Annotated in this window: 21 protein-coding genes and 1 riboswitch; of the genes, 10 read left to right on the forward strand and 11 right to left on the reverse strand. The window is 45.4% G+C overall.

The features are described from left to right. Window positions 1–115: 115 nt before the first annotated feature. Window positions 116–305: riboswitch (cobalamin riboswitch) on the reverse strand. 108 nt (window positions 306–413) lie between these two features. The 3 genes from QMA39_RS05315 to QMA39_RS05325 all read right to left on the reverse strand — a co-directional run bounded on the left by QMA39_RS05315 (window position 414) and on the right by QMA39_RS05325 (window position 2,911). After that, the gene (locus QMA39_RS05315) at window positions 414–1,061 is read right to left on the reverse strand and encodes a class D sortase (RefSeq protein ID WP_281658141.1); all 648 of its coding nucleotides are present in this window, start codon (window positions 1,059–1,061) and stop codon (window positions 414–416) included. A gap of 65 nt (window positions 1,062–1,126) precedes the next feature. Further along, the gene (locus tag QMA39_RS05320; RefSeq protein ID WP_281658142.1) at window positions 1,127–2,038 is read right to left on the reverse strand and encodes a DUF6612 family protein; all 912 of its coding nucleotides are present in this window, start codon (window positions 2,036–2,038) and stop codon (window positions 1,127–1,129) included. A gap of 198 nt (window positions 2,039–2,236) precedes the next feature. After that, window positions 2,237–2,911 (reverse strand): DUF421 domain-containing protein, encoded by a 675-nt coding sequence (locus tag QMA39_RS05325; RefSeq protein WP_281658143.1) that lies wholly within the window; start codon window positions 2,909–2,911, stop codon window positions 2,237–2,239. Between the two features lie 181 nt (window positions 2,912–3,092). Here QMA39_RS05325 and QMA39_RS05330 point away from each other — a divergent pair, with 181 nt between their 5' ends. Further along, window positions 3,093–3,734 carry an elongation factor G-binding protein gene (locus QMA39_RS05330; protein WP_027954565.1) on the forward strand — a complete coding sequence of 214 codons (642 nt, stop codon included), beginning with the start codon at window positions 3,093–3,095 and terminating at the stop codon, window positions 3,732–3,734. Between the two features lie 36 nt (window positions 3,735–3,770). On the opposite strand, the gene QMA39_RS05335 is transcribed toward QMA39_RS05330, so the two are convergent. Beyond that, on the reverse strand, window positions 3,771–5,216 hold the full coding sequence (locus QMA39_RS05335) for an MDR family MFS transporter (protein ID WP_206932939.1): 1,446 nt from the start codon (window positions 5,214–5,216) through the stop codon (window positions 3,771–3,773). Between the two features lie 241 nt (window positions 5,217–5,457). Between QMA39_RS05335 and guaC the strand changes: the two genes are divergently transcribed. After that, complete coding sequence (guaC, locus tag QMA39_RS05340; RefSeq protein ID WP_281658144.1) at window positions 5,458–6,441, forward strand: GMP reductase; 984 nt, start codon at window positions 5,458–5,460, stop codon at window positions 6,439–6,441. A 285-nt stretch (window positions 6,442–6,726) separates the two neighbouring features. Here the strand turns inward: guaC and QMA39_RS05345 are convergent, their stop codons facing one another. The 3 genes from QMA39_RS05345 to QMA39_RS05355 all read right to left on the reverse strand — a co-directional run bounded on the left by QMA39_RS05345 (window position 6,727) and on the right by QMA39_RS05355 (window position 8,142). Next, entirely contained in the window at window positions 6,727–7,206 is a 480-nt protein-coding gene (locus QMA39_RS05345; protein WP_281658145.1) for an effector binding domain-containing protein, read from the reverse strand. A 124-nt stretch (window positions 7,207–7,330) separates the two neighbouring features. Next, a complete protein-coding gene (locus QMA39_RS05350; RefSeq protein ID WP_027954570.1) occupies window positions 7,331–7,801 on the reverse strand; it encodes an SRPBCC family protein in 471 nt (156 codons plus the stop codon). Beyond that, window positions 7,798–8,142 (reverse strand): MerR family transcriptional regulator, encoded by a 345-nt coding sequence (locus QMA39_RS05355; protein ID WP_281658146.1) that lies wholly within the window; start codon window positions 8,140–8,142, stop codon window positions 7,798–7,800. The genes QMA39_RS05350 and QMA39_RS05355 overlap by 4 nt, the downstream gene beginning before the upstream one ends. A 244-nt stretch (window positions 8,143–8,386) precedes the next feature. Between QMA39_RS05355 and QMA39_RS05360 the strand changes: the two genes are divergently transcribed. The 8 genes from QMA39_RS05360 (at window position 8,387) to QMA39_RS05395 (ending at window position 15,205) form a co-directional block, all read left to right on the forward strand. Beyond that, window positions 8,387–8,788 carry a hypothetical protein gene (locus tag QMA39_RS05360; RefSeq protein WP_281658147.1) on the forward strand — a complete coding sequence of 134 codons (402 nt, stop codon included), beginning with the start codon at window positions 8,387–8,389 and terminating at the stop codon, window positions 8,786–8,788. Further along, on the forward strand, window positions 8,785–9,318 hold the full coding sequence (locus QMA39_RS05365) for an HMA2 domain-containing protein (RefSeq protein ID WP_281658148.1): 534 nt from the start codon (window positions 8,785–8,787) through the stop codon (window positions 9,316–9,318). The genes QMA39_RS05360 and QMA39_RS05365 overlap by 4 nt, the downstream gene beginning before the upstream one ends. A 47-nt stretch (window positions 9,319–9,365) precedes the next feature. Next, window positions 9,366–11,435 carry a cation-translocating P-type ATPase gene (locus QMA39_RS05370; RefSeq protein WP_281658149.1) on the forward strand — a complete coding sequence of 690 codons (2,070 nt, stop codon included), beginning with the start codon at window positions 9,366–9,368 and terminating at the stop codon, window positions 11,433–11,435. Next, on the forward strand, window positions 11,384–11,959 hold the full coding sequence (locus QMA39_RS05375) for an HMA2 domain-containing protein (protein ID WP_206932948.1): 576 nt from the start codon (window positions 11,384–11,386) through the stop codon (window positions 11,957–11,959). Before QMA39_RS05370 ends, QMA39_RS05375 begins: the two co-directional genes overlap by 52 nt. Window positions 11,960–11,978: 19 nt before the next feature. Continuing rightward, a complete protein-coding gene (locus QMA39_RS05380) occupies window positions 11,979–12,227 on the forward strand; it encodes a hypothetical protein (RefSeq protein ID WP_027954575.1) in 249 nt (82 codons plus the stop codon). 289 nt (window positions 12,228–12,516) lie between these two features. Further along, window positions 12,517–13,257, forward strand: a complete 741-nt coding sequence (locus QMA39_RS05385; protein ID WP_206932949.1) for a metal ABC transporter ATP-binding protein — start codon at window positions 12,517–12,519, stop codon at window positions 13,255–13,257. 2 nt (window positions 13,258–13,259) lie between these two features. After that, a complete protein-coding gene (locus QMA39_RS05390; protein WP_027954577.1) occupies window positions 13,260–14,117 on the forward strand; it encodes a metal ABC transporter permease in 858 nt (285 codons plus the stop codon). A 146-nt stretch (window positions 14,118–14,263) separates the two neighbouring features. Further along, window positions 14,264–15,205 (forward strand): zinc ABC transporter substrate-binding protein, encoded by a 942-nt coding sequence (locus QMA39_RS05395; RefSeq protein WP_035531376.1) that lies wholly within the window; start codon window positions 14,264–14,266, stop codon window positions 15,203–15,205. Between the two features lie 293 nt (window positions 15,206–15,498). Here the strand turns inward: QMA39_RS05395 and QMA39_RS05400 are convergent, their stop codons facing one another. Genes QMA39_RS05400 through QMA39_RS05415 form a run of 4 tightly spaced genes read right to left on the reverse strand, consistent with a single transcriptional unit; the run spans window position 15,499 to window position 19,280 of the window. After that, window positions 15,499–16,509, reverse strand: a complete 1,011-nt coding sequence (locus QMA39_RS05400; protein ID WP_281658150.1) for an iron ABC transporter permease — start codon at window positions 16,507–16,509, stop codon at window positions 15,499–15,501. Further along, window positions 16,506–17,507 carry an iron ABC transporter permease gene (locus QMA39_RS05405; RefSeq protein WP_281658151.1) on the reverse strand — a complete coding sequence of 334 codons (1,002 nt, stop codon included), beginning with the start codon at window positions 17,505–17,507 and terminating at the stop codon, window positions 16,506–16,508. The genes QMA39_RS05400 and QMA39_RS05405 overlap by 4 nt, the downstream gene beginning before the upstream one ends. A 26-nt stretch (window positions 17,508–17,533) precedes the next feature. Further along, window positions 17,534–18,484, reverse strand: a complete 951-nt coding sequence (locus QMA39_RS05410) for an iron-hydroxamate ABC transporter substrate-binding protein (RefSeq protein ID WP_281658152.1) — start codon at window positions 18,482–18,484, stop codon at window positions 17,534–17,536. Next, entirely contained in the window at window positions 18,435–19,280 is an 846-nt protein-coding gene (locus tag QMA39_RS05415) for an ABC transporter ATP-binding protein (protein ID WP_027954582.1), read from the reverse strand. The genes QMA39_RS05410 and QMA39_RS05415 overlap by 50 nt, the downstream gene beginning before the upstream one ends. Between the last annotated feature and the right edge of the window lie 660 nt (window positions 19,281–19,940).

Raw genomic sequence — 19,940 nt, forward strand, 5'->3', positions numbered from 1 at the left:
CCCTTATTCCTTGGAACACAAAAAAACACATCCCCGGAAAAGATGTGCACCATTAGAAAACACCGCAGACGGGTCTCTTCTAATCTTTCGACACACCCTCCTATCCGCGTAGGTTTTTTTGGTGTTTAAAGCAGGCAGGTCTCCTGACTTCAGGTCAACAAGCCCCGCTCCTTCCCATACGATTTCGCGTACAGTGGATCATGCGGGTCTCTCTCTGTTACAGTGGCGGGACCGTGCTGGAATTACACCAGCTTCCCTATTAAGCAATTGAGTCGTTCAATTGCGCCTGCTTTTCCAATATGTAATTCAATTCTATTGTAAACGAAATTTGACTAAATTGCTCCCATTTTCTTTTTTTCCGTCGGACTTTATTGAACCCAACCTGCCTTTCAAAGCTGTCCATCCTGTTCTTGTCATGATCCGTCCATTTCACTAACGTGCACCAAAGAAGCTTGAATAATATACCTTTCCGGCGCATCTCCAACAAAATTAAACGGATAACAGGTAGTCAATGTCAATGTCGGCTCCTTCTTATCCACAATGACAGAGCGGTCGTCTGCATCGGTAATCCAGGTCTTCTCTACTTTGTATTCATAACGCTTTTGTTCATACTCATAAAAAAGGGAATCTCCTTGCTTGATATCGCCCAGGTTCGTAAAAACCGTCTCCCGGTGCCCGCTTAACACGGTATGCCCTTTTTCATCAGGAGTGGTGGTCCACTCACTCACATACATGCCGACGCCTCGCTTCAGTGAATCCTCATCTGCTCCCCAGTAAGTGGTGTATCCTTTGTTAAGCATCGGGATGATTAACCTTCCCATCTGTTCTCCTTTTTCATATGTAGATACTTGCTCACTGTATACCTTTTCTTCCCCGGCCGTTTTACGGTCCGGCCCATCCATGACCGCCCTTTCATTTATTTCCGTGGAAGCTTCCTCCCATGTACTGATTTCTTCTTGGGAGACCTTCTCTACTGCACCGGCAGCATTCCACCATTGAAGTCCATAAAACAGAGAGATGGAAAGCCCGATGGTTATGATCCCAATAAGAAATTTATTCACGAAAAAACCTCCTTTTCATTAATAAAGAAAGGGAGAAGCCGCTGTGCGGCTTCTCTATCTCCTTCTTATGCTGTCTCTTTTCTTCTGTACAAAAGGACGGCTCCGGCAGCAGCGGCAGCAAGTGCGCCTGCTAATGCGTAAACCGGTTCATGGGAAGATGTGTCTGGAAGCTCACCACCGGCAGTCTCTTCGAGTGTCTGGGCATCCAGGACTTCCTGAGGAATTTCGATAGAGCCTACTCCATTGAAATTGGAAAGAGTGACATCAGATGTCTGACTGATGGTTATAGATTCACTGCTGTCCTCAAACGTCAGTTTCATATCCATCATCATACCTGTCATATAATGGTTTTCCTTATCAATGGTTACTTGATAGGAGAAATCTTCAATTTCAACTTTCTCCATCAACTGCTCAATCATCTTCTGCATTTCAGCAGACTGCTCCGAATCCTGCTGACTGCCGGAAGATTGAAGCATTTGCGTGGACATTTTCAATAGTTTTTCGCCGTCACCTTCATAGGTCAGAACATAAGCGTCATCTTCCTCACTGACGGTCATGTCCGAGGCAAGCGGCATGGCTTGGGACATCTGGCCTTCTGCCATCATGGATTTTTGAAGATTTCCAAGATCTCCGGACATTTTTACCCAGCCTTCCTCAGGCATCTGTACGTAATACCCATCTTCAGTCAAATATGATTCCGTTTCCTGACCGGCAATGGTCGTCGTCATATGCATTTTAAGAGGATCAAGCATGACATCCGCTTTTGATTCAGATGTCACTTCTGAGTTTTCTCCACCCTCCATACCAGGTACTTTCTGATCAGAAGACGTATGGATCGTATAGCTGTCCAGATCCATCATCGCTTCATTCGATTTTTTCAAGATGTCTTCCGCACTCATGTCAGCCGCAGCGGCTTGAAGAGGTAACGCAAACATTACAGCACCGGCCATCATCGTACTCAAAAACTTTTTCTTCATCCAAACACTCCCGTTTCATATTGGCTTCTACGGTGAGTTTCCTATGTATGTATGATCCAAAAGCTGACACAACCCACTATTTTCCACCTACAAGTTAATAACCCACCCTACCTACTCTTAAACATAAAATCCTCATTTTCTGCATTTTTATTCCAGATGTTGTCGAAGGATTGGGTCTATAGTTGGGAGGACCGTCGATTACTTTCCCGAAAGGTACAGGGATCCATCCTGATGAATTTGACAGGCTGAAATTTCCTTAAAAGAAACATACCCCGCCGTTTTCACCTGCTCCTGAAGCCATTGTTCGCTGAAACCGCTCTGCTGCAGCTGTTTTTTGACAACTTTTCCATCAGTGATCACAAGGTAGGGAGAAGAAATGGTTTGAGTGACAAGGTTCATCTGTGCGGGGGTGACCGGAGAAGCGTCCGCTTTCCTCAATACACTTACAGTCCCGTCGGTTTCGAGTACAGCTGCCTCCACCTGACTGAAGCTGAAGACACCTTTCTTCCTTAACTCTGCAATGAGTTCATCCACTGTAAAACGTACTTTTTTCATTTCTTCCATCTGAATCCGCCCATCTTTCATGAGCATGCTTGCTTCACTATTGAAAATCCGGCGGATCAAAAGACTTTTCAACGTCAAATGGTCGATAAGAAAAACCAGTCCGGAAAATAAAGCGAGGGCAAGGATGCCACGCGGAAGGGACACACTTGGAGATAGAAACGTCGTCGCTGTCATACTTCCCAAGGTTATACCTGCAATAAAATCGAAAAGCGTCATCTGGGATGTCAATTTCTTTCCAAGCGTCCGGGCCAGCATGTATAAAACAAAAAATAACACGATCCCGTTTCCAAGGTACATAACCGTATTCATAAGTCACCCTCCTTACTCTTTTTCCATAATCCTAGCGTTCCATAATCATCAGGGAATATGAAAAAGCCCCCGAATCTTACACTTACAGGGTATTCCAGTGTGAATGAAAAGCCTTTAAGTTGATGAAATGAAGCGGCTCTGAAATAATAAGACCACACCTACTAGAAACGGAGGTATGAACATGGATGCATTTATCCGCTCCGATCAATACCATTATATAAAGAATGAAACCCAGAATCTGTTGAACGGCCACCGGACGACCAATGATTCATCGGTCACTCAGGCACTTACCTCTCTCTCTTCCGAAAAAGCCCTCGATGTTTTTGAAACGTTAACGGAAGGCCAGCACGAATTGATCCGTCAGATTGAACAGGTGCAGGAAGAAACGGATGCCATTTTTTATTTTTCCAGACTGAAGCATTACGTGATTCCTTTCCCGAAGCTGACTGACGCAGAAATCAGTCTACTGTTTCCTAAAGTAAAAAAACTCCAGGTTCCGGAATTCGATGAAATGGACTGGGCTGAAATGTCCTATATGGGATGGAATGACCCTGCAGCCAATCGGAAATATATCATCACTAAAGTCGACGGCCGGTATACCGGTCTTTACGGACACTACCTGCCATCCCGGCAGAAAAACATATGCACGCTCTGCCATGAACAGGAGCGTGTCGGCCTGTTTACGGTCACCAGCAAAGGGAAAGATGCTGAAGAAAGCGTAAGCCGTGGGAATTATATCTGCTATGACAGCAGGAAATGCAACGAAAATATTAAATCCAGAAAACCTCTGGAGTCGTTCATCATCCGTATGATGAATCTATAATAAAAAAAGCCCATCCGGAATCCGGATGGGTCTTTTTTATGCTTGTTTCTGTTCAGTTTCTTTGTCGTAATCAGGAGAAACCGCACGCTTAATCGTAAGAGCAATGACCACTGTGATAACTCCCAGGGCAAGCGCAAACCAGTAGGCTTGATGGACGCCGGCGGTCATGGCTTCGGTCATAAGGGCACTTCCCTCCTGTGCCTGTTCTCCATCGAGGTAATTTCTCTGCCCCTGGCTCATTATGCTGACAAAAATGGATACTCCAAGCGCTCCACCGATCGGCTGCAGCGTATTGGCTATCGCTGTTCCATGAGGATACAAGTGCTTCGGCAGCTCATTCAGCGCATTGGTCTGGGAAGGCATCATAATGGCTGAAATTGACAACATCAGCAGTATATAAGCAAGAACAAAACTCCACGTCGGGATGGAGGGCGTGATTTGGCTGAAGAAGAACATGACGCCTGTCAGGACAATAGTCCCGGGAATAATCAGCTTCCGCGGGCCGACTTTGTCAAATAACGTCCCCATAACCGGTGACATTAACCCATTAAGCAAAGCGCCGGGAAGTAAAAGCAGTCCGGCGATTTTAGCAGAGTAACCAAGCGGCCCCTGGAGATACATCGGCATGACGATTTCGGAAGCGAACATTGCCATAATGACAATAACAAAAATAGAGATGCCTCTAGTATAGCTGGGATATTGAAAAACCCGCACATCCAGAAGCGGCTCTTCCAAACGGAGCTGCCGGAAAACAAACCAGGCTATGCTGATGACTGCCACAGCTAGAATCACAATGATTAATGGTGAGGCGAATCCTGCTTCTGTTTCCCCGGCACTGCTGAATCCATAGACAATCCCCCCGATTCCTATAGAAGAAAGGACAATCGAAAGTGCGTCCGCCTTCGGTCGTGTGATCTCACCGACGTTCTCAAGGAATTTCCATGCAAAAACGATGGAAAACAAGGCAAATGGAATGACAGTAATAAACAACCAGCGCCATCCAAGGAAATCGACAATGACTCCCGATAATGTCGGTCCAATCGCTGGAGCGAACATGATGACAAGTCCGAATGTCCCCATAATCCTTCCTCTGACCGCAGGCTCATAAAGCAAAAGGAGGGCATTCATAATTACAGGTATTAATAAACCCGTTCCAACCGCCTGAATCATGCGCCCTGTTAAAAGCATCGGGAAGTTCAATGCGGTCGCAGCAATTGTCGTTCCTATTAAGAAGATCGTCATAACTCCGATAAACATCTGTCTCGTGGTAAACCATTGAATCAAGAGGGCGGATATCGGCATCAATACCCCCATCACCAACATGAAGCCCGTGGCCATCCACTGGACCGTCGGAGCACTTAAGCCGAAAACATCCATAAGTTCTGTTAATGCTATGTTTAAAAGCGTCTCATTGAGAATCGCGAAAAACGCCCCGATCATAAACGTTGCCAAAATAATTTTTCTATTCTGCGTCGTCTCCATTTTGAACCTCCATCTTCTGTTTCAAAGTACAATCCTTCCCTATGTTCTATAAAATGATTCACTTTTGCAAGGGTTTTGTTTTTCTTTTTGATCATTTTAATCGGCTTTTACAATGGCTTCCCTCTTAATAGAAAGGAAATCAATCTTTCTTTGACAGGAAGCGCACAATGATGTAAATTACTATTGTACGAACAATATATTTAATTATTACTAAAATATTCGTGTTTCAGGAGTGATTTTGATGGAAAATGTATTTGATTATGAAGATGTTCAATTAATTCCCGCAAAATGTGTCGTAAATAGTCGTTCTGAATGCAATACCTCTGTTCAATTTGGAAATCATACGTTCAAGCTGCCTGTGGTTCCCGCCAACATGCAGACCATTATTGATGATGAAACAGCAACAAAGCTTGCTGAAAATGGATATTTCTATATTATGCACCGCTTCCAGCCTGAAACACGTACCCGTTTTATTGAAACAATGAAGGAAAGAGGTTTGATTTCTTCCATTAGTGTAGGTGTGAAGGAAGACGAATATGAATTTATCGAATCCTTAGCTGCCCGCCATCTGACTCCGGATTATATTACGATCGACATCGCCCACGGACATTCCAGCGCTGTCATTCATATGATTCAGCACATCAAAGCCCACCTCCCATCCACGTTCGTTATTGCCGGGAATGTCGGTACTCCCGAAGCTGTCAGGGAACTTGAAAACGCCGGGGCCGATGCCACTAAAGTAGGAATCGGACCAGGAAAGGTTTGTATTACAAAAGTCAAAACCGGTTTCGGTACTGGTGGGTGGCAGCTGGCAGCTTTACGCTGGTGTGCAAAGGCAGCCAGTAAACCTGTTATTGCCGACGGCGGAATCCGCACCCATGGAGATATCGCAAAATCCATCCGTTTCGGCGCCTCCATGGTAATGATCGGCTCTCTCTTTGCCGGTCACGAAGAATCTCCGGGAGAAACCGTTGAAAAAGGTGGGAAACTATACAAAGAATATTTTGGTTCAGCTTCTGAATATCAAAAAGGAGAAAAGAAGAACGTCGAGGGCAAGAAGATGTTCGTGGAATACAAAGGACATTTGAAAGATACCCTCACAGAGATGGAACAGGATCTTCAGTCCGCTATCAGCTATGCGGGCGGTACCGATCTTGATGGCATCCGACACGTGGACTATGTCATTGTGAAAAACTCCATCTTCAATGGAGACAAAGTTTATTAAAAGAAAACCGGCCGTAAGAGCGGCCGGTGAGGCTGTCGGTAAAGTTCCCGGCAGCTTTTTTGTACTTGGATTCCCGATCTTATGAAAAAAGCCCGTTAAGTATGCCTGAAGAAGCACCATCATCCGAAGATCTGCTTGGTCAGGAATCTCTACCGGAAAAAGGTAACGGAGGCCGTGCTCCCTACAGACTTCTTCCCAATATGCGGACCTTCGCAATCCAGATGACATACAGCTACCTCTACGTAATGTTTCTAAAGCTGGGACGGTCTTCTTTTTTGATCCGGATCAATGATCTCGCTGCTGAAGTGGGATGTAGATATCAAAATCATGATGATCCATTTTCCTTGGCACCGGGTACTTCTCGAACTTGATTGGCAGATCATCATAATACTCCACATCAGGTTCACGATGAGGTTGTCTCCCCGTATTCTTAAACCATTGATAGACAGCTGTATAGGTGTCTGCAACACTTTTTCCTTTCATATGCTGCACGTGAAGATAGGTTTGTTCTGGAATCGTTTGAATGTTCATCGTCGAAGGAAATTCCACCGACTCGTCAACCTGAAACCCTGAATAGTGCACAAATCCATCAGTCCTTGTATGATAGGAAAACCCCCACTGTTCAGATACATACTCAAGGTCAGCTCTTCCTATTATTTCCTCCATTACACCCTCAATCAACCCTTTCAGATCCGAAAGTTCTGTGTAACCTCCTTCCCATCTCCTGCAGGCTGCCTTCCATTCCGGAAGCGTAATGATTTCCATAGACTCGCTCCTTTCCCGTAAAACAGGATTGATTAGTTATGTGAGACGTTCAATCTGTTTTCTCTACTACATATGAGTCTCTTCCCTTCCAATCCAGCCCTTATAAATGATCAGGTCCTCCACCTTACGGTTTCCATAATTCGCTGGACAGCGTTGCCTGCTCTTCTACACGGTCGACGAACTCCTGGACGACTTTATCATTCCCTTTTTTATTCGCCAGCTTCATCATGGCACGGCCGACAAAGTTAGTCCCACGATTGGACCCGGAATATATCAACCTTGTTGTCGACTGATCCACTTTTTCCAATCGGAAGGACGCCGTTACTTCAAAAGCTTTGCCGATCACAAAAGCGATTTTCTTATGTTTAAATGCCGGCTTGTCCTCATACACAAGCGTATCTACAGTATAGGTTTCGAGACGCTTCCCTTCTCTGTAGGTCTGCAGGTGTTTCGCACCTGCTTCCGTTTCTGTTTTTTCAATCAGCTTATGCTCTTCCACCTTAGGCATGATCCGCTTAATGTTTTGATCTTTGAAAAGATCCCACACATCCTCAAGAGAAGCGTCGATCATTTTTTCTTTTTCCCATTCTATCATTCGTTCTCCTCCTTACCTGATTGGATAAAAGCATCCAGTTCCTTAATTCTTGCCTGAATATCTTCGGCCTCCTGTTCCATCTTTCTCTTCTTTTCTGCTAACAATTCTTCAAGACTGGCAAAGGATTCATCGTCCATTACGGTTTTCATTTCCTGTATGGAAAAACCGAACCTCCGCAGTTTACCAAGCAGAAGAGCGAGAAAATAGCTGCCGTCATCATAGTACCTGTACTTGTTTTCCGGATGAATAAAAGCCGGTTCCAACAGGCCCACCTCTGCATAATACCGGAGTGTATCCTTGCTGAGTCCCGTAAGGTTTGAGAATTCACTTCTTTTATACATGACACACCCTCCTGCACTTATTATAAACCGTGGGGTACACGCCATAGTCAAGGAATCTTTCCAAATGAAAAAACATCCCCTCCCATTGACCTTATTCACTCTATCTTTACGAATCTTTCACGCTGCACCTGGCAGGATAAAAGTCCGGGTAGTTTTTGTTTCATCTTGTTAAATGGTGAAAGATACTGTCTAAAACTGTTGATTTCAACCATATTATGTTAATCATGAACAGGAGGAATTTACCTTGTCATATAATGGAAATTTACATACACTTAATCATAAACATGTTAAACAATCTATCGCAAAGGAGTCCACCATGCTCACTAAAGTAAAGCAAGTCCTATTTTTAAAACGCTTGGAAAAAATGCTGGGATCTTACAGGATAGACGTTCTCCATTTTATTCCCGGCAGAGTCCGGCTTTCGTCACCATACTGGGAAGGCCGTTCTAAAATTATTACGCGTTTGATTCCATTGTTGGAATTGGAAAATAAAATATATACCGTCAAACACACACCAGAGACCGGAACACTGCTTGTAGAGTACGATCCTGATCCAAATGTAGGGGAAAAACAAATAGAAAACTGGTTAACCATCATTCAACGCGTTCACAATGATGTAATCTCCAAAGAAGTGACTGAATTATGATCCAGAATTTAATCGGGCTGGGTGCATCTTTGGCCGCTCCAGAAATCATGAAGCGGATGAAGGATCAAAAAGTTCAGGTCCTCCATGCGATGCCGGGAAGAGTCCGTCTCCAAAGCGATCATTGGAAAAATGAAACGACAGCCGCTGCTCTGGAAGAAGTATTCACGGAAATCCCCATCGTCCAGCATGTGGAAGCTTCAGGAATCACAGGGAGTCTTCTGATCTTGTTCAACAGCAGTACCCTGACATCAGAACAATTTGATGCCTTAATCCAGCTGGCCGTCGACACGTCTACATCGACCTACCCCTACATAGAATCAAAGATGAAAAGTTCGTTCCGAAAAGGGATGAACTCTCTGAACAATGCGGTTAAGAAACAAACCGGAGGGAAAACCGATGCGGAATCCCTTTTGGTTTTATGGCTCCTATATAAAGGAACAACAGGTTTCGGCGGCAACCCGGCCTTTGCCAGCAGCCTCCTTTACTGGGCTTATACTCTCATCCAGAAAGATGGTGACGATAAACCTTGATGCAAGGAACAATCATACATCAGCTGCCAGGAAGGACACGGTTGAGAATGGAAAAAGAACATAGGCCAGAAGTCGTCGAAGCTTTTCATCGAAACCTTCCAGGGGTGAAATCCGCCCTTTACACCCCGGAAACAGGATCGCTGCTGCTCCACCACGACGTTCACTGGAATGCGGACAGCAGCAGGACAGCTCGTTTACTCTCTTCTGTGTCTGAACTTTCACTGTATAAAAAAGAACTTCGAACAGCAGGTGCTGCGTTCCTGATGGACTTTTTCCTACCTGCCTCCCGGTTCACTGGAATGCTGAAAGTCCTTTCCCCTTCAGCATTGACCACCCTGTACGCTTGCAGGAATACTTTAAAGAACGGGGTGCGGCCACTTCAGGAAAAGACCCGCCCAAATGCCGACACATTGAGTATGGCTGCTATCATCGCTTCTATTATAAAAGGAAATCCGAAGTCAGCCGTTATGATTCTCATCATGTCGACGTTAAGTGAGATTATTACCGATATGACGTCACAGCGAACGAAAACATACGTGCGGGATATGATGAGTGTAGATACGCCATATGTATGGAAAGTAATTCATAACGGCAGGGAAGAGAAAGTCCCCATTCAAACCATCAATCCCGGTGATACACTGGCGGTTTTCGAAGGGGAAAAAATTTCAGCGGATGGCCAAGTGTGCCAAGGAACCGCCACCATAGATCAATCGGCCATTACAGGAGAATACATGCCTCAAGAAGTGTTCAAAGGACAGGAAGTGTATGCTGGGACTATTGTACAGTCCGGAAGTCTGCAGATGGAAGTCACCCGCGTCGGAGAAGACACGACCGCTGCCGGAATCATTCATATGATTGAACATGCTCAGGATTCCAAAGCCCCGATTCAAAATTACGCCGACGACATGTCGGAACGGCTGGTACCCGTGTCATTCCTGCTGGCATTATTGACATACGCCCTTACAAGAAGCTGGGACCGTGTGTTGAACATGCTTGTCATTGATTATGTATGTGGGATCAAGCTGGCTACAGCTACTGCTGTTTCCGCTTCAATCGGCAGAGCAGCCAGTCAAGGTGCCATCATGAAAGGCGGGCAGCACCTGCAGTCCTTAGCCTCTGTCGATACGGCTATATTGGATAAAACCGGAACAATTACGGAAGGACGCCCTGAAATTGTTCAAATCCTTCCATTTAATGGTTTCACCGAAAACGACATACTCCGATACGCGGCGTCTGCTGAGGAGCATTCCTCTCATCCAATAGCTGAATCTATTTTAACTAAAATGAAAAAGAATGGCCTTACTGCCTATGACCATGACCACTCAAGCATTGAAAATATCGTAGGTCACGGAGTTAGAGCGATCGTCAATAAAAAGGAAGTACTGGTCGGCAGCCAGGAACTTCTCATAAAGTCACATGTGGATATGACCAGCCTGCCTTTTCTTAAAAAATCTTTAAAAAAGAAAAACACCGTATATGCAGCAGTTGATCAGTCCATTGCCGGTGTGATTGTTATCGAAGATGCTGTCCGCTCAGGAATGAAGCGGACGATCAACCAATTAAGAAGAAGCGGGATTGATGAAATTGTCATGATTACAGGGGATAAAAAGGAGACAGCTGAAGAAGTTTTCAAGGAGCTTCATCTGGATCACTATTACCCTGAAGTCCTCCCTCACGAGAAAGCAGCCTTTGTCCATCATTACAAAAATCAAGGAAGAAATGTCATGATGGTCGGTGACGGAATCAATGATGCTCCTGCTTTGGCAGCAGCTGATATAGGAGTAAGCATGGGAGGAAAACGGACGGATATTGCCGTGGAAGCCAGTGACCTTGTTATCACCTCAGACGATCCGCTAATCCTGGCAGATATGGTCGATCTATCCAAGTCCACCATGCGGATGATCCGGAGGAATTTCGCTGTCACCATTGCTTTAAATAGCGCGGCTATATTGTTCGGCCTTTTCGGATGGATTACACCGACAGTGGGTGCCGCCATACACAACTCGGCTACAATCGGAGTTGTCCTGAACAGCACACGCTTGTTGGTGAACAAGGAGAGAAAACCATGCAGGCAACCTTTACCATCGTCCACGACATACCTGGTCGACTCCGCCTGATCATTCCTGCTCTCTACGATAAGAAAGAGCACGGGCAGATCCAGGATATGTTTACGTCCATTAAAGGAATACAAAAGGTAAACATTGAACCGGCTATTCAATCGATGACGGTCCACTACTCCAAGGATGTGATTAACAGAAAAATCATCCTCCGTTTTATCAGTTTATTTTTTAAGCAGACGCAGTTTGATCCGCTGGACAATATCATGATCAATATTGCCCCTGCCCAGCGCAAGGATTTTTTCCGAAGTCTTGTAACAGGAATCCTTATTCTGCTGGCCTATTTGAACAACAAGCCCGGCAGCGTCCCTGGAATGCTCGACTATGCCGTTGTCATTTCCACTGCTTATACGGTTCTGTCCCACGGAGAAAACAAACTCCGTCACCCGGATGTTCTCACGGGAATTGTAAGCATGCTGTCCATCGGGGCAGGAAACATTCTTCAGGTAGCTATGGTAACTTGGGCTGTCAACGTCCTTGAGCTTTTAAATGATTCAAACAAAAAAAGAATACTGCCATTCTAAAAAAACAGGAGGTATTACTATGGTATTAAATAAGGATTTCATGATGGGATTTGTATCAGGAACAGTCGTTGGAGCAGTCGGCTACCGGCTCTATGAACAAAACCAGGGTCAGCTTTCACAGCTCATTCAAAACCCCGGCGTTCAATCTATGAATTCACTGCCTTCCCTTTCAACCAACCAACATGAAGTAACGATGGAGGATTTAATCGCACAGAAAGAACGCCTGGAAGATTATATTGCCGAGAAAAAAGTGAACAGCGCCCAATAAGAAGAAGGCCAAAAAGGTACACTCCCCCGGGAATGTACCTTTTTTATAAACTTTCGTATAATATTCTGACTTCACTGTTGACATTTCGTGGAGTTAGCTATATATTTTGCACTAAGGAAACTTTTTATGCTGAAAGCAATACTGTCATCTTTTTTCGGGACCCCCATATAGTAAAGGGGTATCTTTTTTAAACTAAAAGTTGCACTCGGCAAATTTAAATGCCCTAATATAAATTTCATGAAGACATGCACGAACTATGTATAAAGAAAATGATTAAAGGAGGATCATCATGCACCACCCTGCTATTTCCATCAAAGACCTTCACGTTTCCTATTACGGAAATGAAGCTGTCAAAGGTATCAGTCTCTCGGTGCAGCCAGGGAACCTTATAGGAATTATCGGGCCTAACGGCGCAGGTAAATCTACGTTTCTAAAAGCTGTACTGAATTTGATTCCTAAAGATAAAGGAACCATTCATTTATTCGGGAATTCCATTCAGGAAGCACGACGGAAAATCGCCTATGTCCCTCAAAGAAATGATATCGACTGGGATTTTCCAATCACTGTTCTGGATGCTGTCCTGCTCGGCACCTACCCCAACTTGAAATTGTTCCGTAGACCGGGAAAAAAAGAAAAAATCTGGGCACTGGAGTGTTTGGACAGAGTCGGTATGAAAGATTTCAGCAAGAGACAGATCGGTGAACTTTCCGGGGGGCAGCAGCAGCGTGTATTCCTCGCCCGTGCTCTGGCCCAGAAAGCGGATATGTTCTTTCTTGACGAGCCTTTTGTAGGAGTCGACGTGTCCAGTGAGGAAACGATCGTCAAAATCCTAAAGGAATTATGCTGGCAGGGAAAAACCGTCGTGGTCGTCCATCACGATTTAAGTAAAGCAGAAGAATATTTTGACCAGCTGATTTTACTAAATAAGGAATTGGTTGATTTCGGCCCTGTCAGTGAAGTTTTCCGTACAGAAACCATTGCCAAAGCGTATCAAGGGCAATTTGCCTTCATGAAAGAGATTGGAGTGTAACTATGGAATTTATCGAGGCCGTCTTTCAATATGAATTTTTACAAAAAGCCCTGCTTACATCGATTATGGTCGGCATCATCTGCGGAGTCATCGGCTGCTTCATTATCTTAAGAGGGATGGCACTTATGGGAGACGCCATCTCACATGCCGTCCTACCTGGTGTTGCCATTTCTTATATGCTGGGAATCAACTTCTTTTTCGGTGCCGTTTTCAGCGGTGTACTAACCGCCATTGCCATTGGATTCGTCAGTCAAAACAGCCGGATCAAACATGACACATCCATTGGAATTATGTTCACCGCTGCATTTGCTGCCGGGATCATCATTATTACACTGCTGAAAAGCAGTACAGATCTGTATCACATTCTGTTCGGGAATGTCCTGGCCGTCCGTTCCTCAGACATGTGGATCACCATGGGCATAGGTTTAGTTGTCCTGGCAGCTGTTTACTTATTCTATAAAGAACTGCTCGTTACATCTTTTGACGAAACAATGGGAGCCGCCTATGGGCTGCCTGTACGTATGATTCATTATTTTCTTATGACTCTGTTAACGATGGTGACCGTGGCTTCTCTGCAGACCGTGGGCATTGTCCTCGTCGTAGCCATGCTGATTACACCGGCAGCCGCCGCTTACCTATTAACAGACCGGCTGTCCATCATGATTTTTCTTGCTGCCGGTATCGGCGTCATATCAAGCATTACAGGGTTGTACTTCAGTTTCACCTACAACCTGGCTTCAGGAGCTGCCATTGTTTTAGCAGCAACCGCCCTTTTTATTCTCGTATTCCTTTTTTCACCAAAGCACGGGCTTCTATGGAAAATGCTGAAGGTAAGAAAAAAGCGGGCATCCCTTGTTTAATGAATGAATAAGGTAAATGGGAGTCATCACTCCCCTAGTCATCATTTATGCCGGGAAGACAAGTACCTCTTCCCTTCTAACACTTGTTATCTAAAGCACCATTGAATAAAACAACGTTTTACGAATAGTCAGGAGGAATTATGTTTATGTTGAAAAAGAATTGGATCCTTAGTGTACTCGTGTTTTCCACTCTGCTCTTTCTGGCAGCCTGTGGAGACAACGAAGCAAGCGGAACGAAAGATGAAGATGAAAAAGTACAGGTCGTTACGACGTATTCCATTATTTATGACATCGTTAAGAATGTCGGTGGTGACAAAGTGGATATTCACAGTCTCGCTCCCATCGGCTCCAACCCCCATGAATACGATCCACTACCGGAAGATGTCAAGAAAACAACGGATGCTGATGCCGTATTCTACAATGGTTTGAATTTGGAAGCCGGAAATTCATGGTTCAATAAACTGATGGAAACCACCGGAAAAGCCGGCGACGATGCTCCTGTCTTTTTAATGAGTGAAAATGTTGAAGCCATGTACTTAACGACAGAAGGCAAGGAGGGTGAAGAAGATCCTCACGCCTGGCTGGATATTCAAAACGGTATCCAGTATGCTGAAAACGCACGGGACGGCCTGATTAAGGTGGATCCTGAAAACAAGGAAGTCTATGAAAGAAATGCAGAAGAATATATCGCAGAACTGCAAGATCTGCATGATGAAGCAGTGGCCCAGTTCGAGGAAATCCCCGAAGAGGAACGTGTGCTCGTTACAAGTGAAGGAGCATTCAAATATTTCAGTGAGGCTTACAACTTCCAAGCCGAATACATTTGGGAAATCAACCAGGAAAACCAGGGAACTCCTGATCAAATTACTAGAATTGTAGATTTGATCAACGAAAGACAAATCACTGGATTGTTCCTCGAAACCAGTATTGATGCCCGGAGTATGGAAGCTGTATCATCAGAAACCGATGTTCCGATCAGAGGTAAAGTCTTTACCGATTCCCTTGCTGAACCTGGAGAGGATGGAGACAGTTACATCTCCATGATGGAATGGAATATCAAAACCATAAAAGAAGGATTGACTCAATAAATGGTAAAAACGCCTCCCGGCTGATCGGGAGGCGTTTTTTGTATAACGGACAGCAGCCGAAGCCACTCTCCTGTACATGTACATCCATTTACGTATCTTACAGCCCGCTTTCAAGTGATCCAAGGGACATTCGGCTGCCCTACGACTCTAAAATATAAAAAGGGAGACTTTCTGTACTTCAGAAAATCTCCCTTTCTTCAAGACAAGCATTTGGTGAGTCCTCGTTCTGATTACCGGGAGACCTCCATACTTTTCCGAATGGTAATTGATGTTCCTCAATAGGAAACAGGTTATCAAGACTTCTTCAATAATAGATAAATAAAATAAGGAGCTCCGATTAGCGCGGTCATAATTCCGGCAGCAATCCCGTCAGGTTCTGCGATGTTTCTCCCGACCGTGTCAGCAAACAACAGGAGCCATCCTCCTATCAGGATACTCAAAGGCAGGTACAGCTGACTTCTCGGACCGATCAGTACTTTGGCCAGGTGGGGAGCCATCAAACCGACAAACGCAATCCCTCCGGTAACGGATACAGCCGAAGCAGCAAGAGCTACAGCGGTCATCAACATAATAAAACGCTCTTTCTTAAGCGGAAGACCAACACCGATGGAAACCGGTTCACTTGTGTTTAGTATGTTCATAACGTTGCTTTTCCAAAGCGCAAATGGAATCAAAACGATGATCCATGGCAGCAGCGCAAGGATGAAAGGCCAGTCTGTGCCCCAGATACTTCCTGCCAGCCATTTGGAGATAAAGTCCACTTTCTCCCTTGGTGCTGATGATATGAGAATAATCATTAAACCGGAAAGAGCCATGGAAAATCCGACACCGACCAGCACTAATCGTACAGGCTCAAAACCGGTCCGTTTATTATAGGAAAACAAATAAATTCCCAAGGCCGTAATCATTGCTCCCCCGAATGCGATCAGTGGAAGAATATAAACGAAAGAGCCTGCATCAATGGGGGCAAACAAAAAGAAGAGCGCAACAGCAGCCCCTGCCCCGGCGTTGATTCCAATAATTCCCGGATCGGCGAGATCATTGCGGCTGATCCCTTGAAGAATAGCGCCGGATAAAGCAAGGGCCATCCCCGCCAGTACCGTTATGATCATCCGGGGAAGACGAATCGAAAATAAAACAAATGCCTCTTTGAATTCGCCGTTCCCGAGAATCGTTGGAAGAATCCGATCATAGGAAACGGAGGAATATCCAAGGCCAAGTCCTACTACAGCGGTTGCTACAATTAAGAGAGAAAGCAGGATCAGATATAGACGTTGTTTTTTCAAGACGGAAGGATGAATCATGAGAATGCACTCCCCTTTTTTTGTATAACAAAGAGGAAGAACGGCAGACCGAGTACAGCAACAATCGCTGCAACAGGTGTCTCATAAGGGGCGTTAATGATCCGGGCCAATGTGTCCGCGAGGAGAAGGAAAGCCCCACCGAACAAAGCGGACATCGGAAGCACCATTCTGTAATCATTACCCACGATCGGTCTGACCATATGGGGCACCATCAAGCCGACAAAGGCAAGGTTTCCGACAAGCGCCACCGCTGCTCCGGCCAGCAGGGTAATGACGATGAATAATATAATTTTTACAGTCAGGATGTTCTGCCCGAGTCCGACGGCCACTTCTTCGTTCAAGCTGATAATCGTCAGCTGACGGGCCAGCAGAACAGCAACAATGGTCCCGATGAATACAATGGGAGCAATCAGCTGTATCTGACTCCAGGACGTTCCGATCAATCCGCCGGCCGTCCACATGGATACATCTTTGGACACTTTGAAATAAAGGGCTACACCTTCGGCCACAGCGAACAAAAACGCAGAGATGGCGGCTCCGGCAAGTACAATCCTGAACGGAGAAAAACCGCCGCGTTTAGCTGAACCGATTCCAAACACAAGAACCACTCCGACTGCCGCTCCAATGAAACAGGCCAGCATAATTCCCATGTAATTCGTAGAAGGGAAAAAAGCAAGTGTAACCGCAAGAGCAGCATTTGCCCCTGCGGTTAAACCAAGCAGACCCGGATCAGCAAGAGGGTTTCGGGTCAACCCCTGCATAATCGCTCCTGACACCGCCAGCGCTGCCCCTACCAAGGCTGCAGCAATCTCCCGGGGCAGACGAATTTCCCTTAACATCGTCGTAGTCGAGTCCAGCGAACTGGTCGTCATGGAAGCCCACGCCTGCTTAAAGGTGGTGTCCGCCGCCCCAAATGTCATGGCGACAAAGAAAGAAAGGATGAGGACGGCGATTCCAATTATGAATTTATATAGTTGCTTTAATGAAAAAGTATGCATAAAGTCTCATCTTTTCTACCAAAGGTTTATTCGTTCAAAAACTTCTCTTGAAAGAAGCTGAGCTGGTGTTCCAGTGAAATGGGATCATTGAAGTAGAAAGCTTCGGCATCTGCTTCAAACACTTGATCGTTCTCTACAGCAGGAATGTTCTTGTACGTTTCGGTTTCCTGGAAGGAACTGTCTGCACCATCGGACTTACTGAAAATCATGTAATCCCCGGCATAGTCTGAGAGCACTTCCGGAGAAATCGCATAGAAACCATCTTCCAGTGCCATTTCCTTCACTTTTTCAGGCATCTTCAGTTCCATCTCTTGATAGAGAATTTCTGTTCCGCGTGCCCAGTTATCTCCGAAGACATAAAGCTGCTTATCAAACTCTTCGAATACAGTGACCGTCGCATCTTCACCGATTTCATTTTTGATTTCTGTGCCTGCTTCACCGGCTTTTTCCTTAAATTCATCCACCCACTGCTGGGCTTCCTCTTCTTTGTTCAGAAGTTTCCCGATTTCCACATGCTGTTCCAAATAATCGAGCTTTCCATATGTGTAGGTGACAGTCGGAGCAATTTCATTCAGCTTGTCCGTGTTTTTCGTGTTCGCCAGCCCGATAATCAAATCCGGGTCAAGCTCGATGATTTTCTCAAGGCTTTCATCGGAAAGCTCTTCTGCATCCGCAAGATCCTCTTCAAACAACGGGTTTCCTTTAGACCATGCGTCCACCCCTACAATATTCGTATCCAGCGCAAGGACATTTCCTGCGAAGGACGAAAGGACAACAACGCGCTCCGGATCAGCAGGAACTTCAATTTCACCGTTTTCTGACTCATACATTCTTGTTTCTGAATCAGAGCTCGTCTCTTCGGTTTGTGTATCGTCATCGCTTTCATTCCCTGTATTTTCGTTTTCTGTTTCGCCACCACCACAGGCGCTAAGAATGAGCAGCAGTGACAAGAGACCGATCAGCCAGATTTTCTTCATGATTTCTATCTCCCTTTAATAAGTTGTATGTCAAACAAATAGGTTTTCCTGTTCGAGGGTCCGCAACGATTTCAGCATCAATATGAAAGACGCTTCTTAACACGCTTTTATGAATGACTTCCTGTCCGGATCCAGCTTTTATGATTCGCCCGTGCTTCAATGCAATCAGGTGATCAGCAAACCTGGCAGCCTGGTTGACATCATGAAGCACCATGACAATCGTACGCCCTTCCTCTTTATTCAGCCGTTCCAGCAGTTCTAGAACTTCCAGCTGGTGTGCCATATCAAGATAGGTCGTCGGTTCATCAAGCAGGATTAAATCTGTTTCCTGAGCCAGAGCCATCGCAATCCATACCCGCTGCCGCTGTCCACCCGACAAGGCATCCACGGGCCGGTATTTAAATTCCATCATTCCTGTCATTTCGATCGACCAGTCAATGACCTCCCGATCTTTTTTCGATAGACGGCCGAATCCTTTTTGATAAGGAAAGCGTCCGTACGATACAAGCTCACCGACTGTCAATCCTGGAGCACCTTCCGGAGATTGAGGAAGAATCGCCATCTTTTTCGCCAGTTCCTTCGTCGGGTGATTATGGATACTTTCACCGTCCAGATAAATGCTGCCTTCCTGTTTAGGAATGATACGTGCAATCGATTTCAGCAGTGTGGATTTTCCACAGCCATTGGCCCCAATAATCGTCGTTATTTTCCCTTCCGGAATTTCCAGTGTCATATCCTCTACAATGAGTTTATCCTCGTAGCCCACATGGAGACCATCCGTATGTAGACGTGTCATAATAAGGACCCCTTTCGAACATTTAAACCATTTAACAGTGATAATGATTCTCACTCTCGTACATTATACTACGTGCTGCTGAGAAATTTGTCAACGCTTCATTCCCTCTCAAATGTGCGAAAATACCCATTCCATGAAAAAATACGATCCTATTTTGTATTTTCCATAAAAAAAGAAGCAGAGCTGTGGCTCTGCTTCTTTGGCTGTAGAAAAAGTCTGTGTTAACCAGTTAGAGTTGTCCATTTGTCGTGTGAAGAGTCACATTCCGCTTGTTGGTGGATGAATGCCTCGGGTTCGCAGATTCAAAAGAACGGCACGGGCTGCACTATGGCCGCTCACGTGGAAAAGAAAAAGGGAAAGAACAAGCGCTGATGACGGCTGTCTACCGGAATATGAAAAAGACTCTCCTCCATCCAGCAAGGATGAGCGGGGTGAAGGAGAGTCTTTTTCGATTTTATAGAACGCCCAAGGAGCGGTGCCCCTTCCACTCCTGCGGAAGAACGAGTGGTCCGAGATCGCCGAGCGTGGGTTTTGCGAGGAAGCTCGGACGCTCGTCCGCGGAAAGGGAAGGGGCTTTCGCTCCTGGCGGTAAGAAAGAAAAAAGCTTGTAAAGAAACAGGGGTTTCTCTACAAGCTGAGAAGCAGAGCTGTGGCTCTGCT

Source organism: Halobacillus sp. Cin3 (genome assembly GCF_947311855.1).
Lineage (GTDB): Bacteria > Bacillota > Bacilli > Bacillales > Halobacillaceae > Halobacillus > Halobacillus kuroshimensis.